General features: G+C 74.6%; 1 protein-coding gene and 1 pseudogene. Both read left to right on the top strand.

The window, feature by feature from the left end; genetic code table 11:
• A pseudogene (locus tag G3I40_RS15260) lies at nt 1–314 on the top strand (TetR family transcriptional regulator); the annotation flags it as partial.
• A 314-nt stretch (nt 315–628) separates the two neighbouring features.
• On the top strand, nt 629–2,628 hold a 2,000-nt coding region (locus G3I40_RS15255; protein ID WP_164302712.1), incomplete at its 3' end, for an AAA family ATPase.

The raw sequence follows: 2,628 nt of genomic DNA, 5'->3' as shown, positions 1-2,628 counted from the left end.
TGACGGGGCTGTGCGATCACCCGGCGGTGCTGGCGTACCAGCGGCTGCTGTACGGGACGCCGCAGCTGGTGGCGCGGCTGTACGGGTACCAGGAGCGGTCCGAGCGGGCGCTGGCCGGGGCGCTGGGCGGGCCGGAGGGGGCGGCGCGGCTGGCCGCCGGGCAGATCGTGGCGGTGCAGCGGATCCTGGCCCAGGAGAACGTGCGGCGGATCATGGACGGGGAGTCCGCCGACGCCGTCGAGGCGGATGCCGTGCGCGCTGCAGAGCTGGGGTTCCGGCAGTTGGGGGAGGGGCTCGGCGGGCGGTACGCGTAGCCCGGGGGTGGGCTTTTCGGGGTCTTCTCGGGGCGAGCGAGCGAGCGATCGGGCGGGTCTTGTCGGGCGGTCGGGTCTTCGCGGGGTGCGCGGGTTCAACTTGGGGCGGGCTTCTCCCGGTGGGCGGGGCTGCTCTCGGGTGCGCGGGCTTCTCCCGTGTGCGGGGCTCCTCTCAGGCGCGCGGGCTTTGTCTCACTGGCCGGGCTCCTCCTCTCAGGTCCGCGGGCGCCTCGCGGTGGGCGGGGCTCCTCTCCCGGGCGCGAGGCCGTTCTTACTCGGTAAGAAATGTTACCGGGTTGCGCTATCTTGGGCGGGTGACCTTTGCCGAGCCCGCATCCACCCCTGCCCTCGACGCCGAACGCCGCTTCCACGACACCTGCCGCGCCGGCCTCGCCGCCATGATCGAGGGCGCCGACGAACAGGTCGTCATCGGCGAGAACGCCTCCGCGTCCGGCGCCGACGCCGAGGTCCTCGGGTACCAACTGCGCAGTCAGGCCAAGGGACTTCGGGAACTCCCGCAAGGCCCCCTGTTCTTCGGGCGGCTCGACTTCGGGCAGGGCGGTGAGCACGCCGGGCAGAGTTACCACGTGGGGCGCCTGCGGATCACCGAGCACCCGGCCGCGCCGCCGCTCGTCGTCGACTGGCGGGCGCCGGTATCGCGGGCCTTCTACCAGGCGGGCGCGAATGATCCACAGGGTGTGGACGTACGGCGCCGGTTCGGCTGGGCGCCGGGCAGCGTGGGCGACTCCGCAGATCTGACCAGCATGGAGGACGAGCGGCTCGGCGCGGGGGAGGGCGGGCAGGGCGCGTCCGGCAGCCGGATCCTCACCGGCGAGATCGAGCGGCCCCGGGTCGGCCCGATGCGGGACATCGCCGCCACCATCCAGCCCGAACAGGACGACCTGGTGCGCGCGGGGCTCGCCACGTCCCTGTGCGTGCAGGGCGCGCCCGGCACCGGGAAGACCGCGGTGGGCCTGCACCGGGCCGCGTACCTGCTCTATACGTTCCCGCAGCGCATCCAGCGCGGCGGCCTCCTGATCCTCGGCCCCAACCGGACCTTCCTCTCCTACATCTCCGCCGTGCTGCCCGCGCTCGGCGAGACCGGGGTGCGCCAGTCGACCGTCGGGGAGCTCGTCGCGCACGGCGAGGTGCGGGCCGAGGACGACGAGGCCGCGGCCGTCGTCAAGCACGACGCCCGGATGGCGCGGGTGCTGCGGCGGGCGCTGTACGGGCGGGTCTCGGCGGACGCGGTCGTCGACTCCGTCGAGGTGCCCGACGGCACGTACCGGTGGCGGGTCCCGCTCGGGGAGTTGCGGCGGATCGTCGCGGACGTGCGCCGGGAGGAACCGCCGTACGACGTCGGGCGCGAGCGCGTGCGCAGCCGCGCCGTGCGCCTCATCCAGGACCGGGCCGAGCGCCGGGGCGTGACGGCGACCCACGTCTGGCTGCAGAAGGTCGGACGGGCCCGGGTGATGAGCGCGTACGTGGATGCCGTGTGGCCGCGGGTGCGCCCGGAGGAGGTCTTGTACCAACTCCTTTCGGATGAGAGTGAGTTGACGCGGGCCGCCGAGGGGGTGCTGGACGAGGGGGAGCAGCGGGCGCTGCTCTGGGGCCGGCCCTCGCGCTCGTACAAGTCCGCCAAGTGGTCCGCCGCCGACCTGGTGCTGCTCGACGAGGTCGCCGGACTGCTCGAACACCCCGAGGGGTACGGGCACATCGTCGTCGACGAGGCGCAGGACCTGTCGCCGATGCAGGCGCGGGCCGTCGCCCGGCGCGCGACCTTCGGTTCGCTGACCGTGCTCGGGGACCTGGCGCAGGGCACCACGCCCTGGGCGGCCCGGAGGTGGGGCGAGCTGCTCGGGCACCTGGGCAAGCCGGAGGCGGACGTGGTGCCGCTGACGACCGGGTTCCGGGTGCCGGCCGCGGTCGTCTCGCTGGCCAATCAGGTCCTTGCCCGCATCGACGTCGACGTCCCCGCCGCCCGATCCCTGCGCGGCGACGGCGAGTTGAGGATCGAGGAGGTCGCTGACGTGGTGGCCGGCGCCGTGGGGGCGGTGCGGCGGGCGCTCGCGCAGGAGGGGTCGGTCGGGGTGATCGCCGCGGAGCGGGACGTGCCCCGGGTACGGGAGGCGCTGGCCGGCGCGGGGGTCGAGGTCGCCGGACCCGACGAGCTCGGGGCGCGGGTCACCGTGCTGGCCGCCGGTGTGGCCAAGGGCCTGGAGTACGACCACGTGGTCGCCGTCGAGCCGGCCGCCGTCGTGGAGGCGGAGGCGCGGGGGATGGAGCGGCTGTACGTGGTGCTGACCCGGGCGGT

Origin of the sequence: Streptomyces sp. SID14478 (assembly GCF_010548525.1) — a bacterium.
Taxonomy (GTDB): Bacteria; Actinomycetota; Actinomycetes; order Streptomycetales; family Streptomycetaceae; genus Streptomyces.
This window is presented reverse-complemented; position numbering and strand designations above follow the sequence as displayed.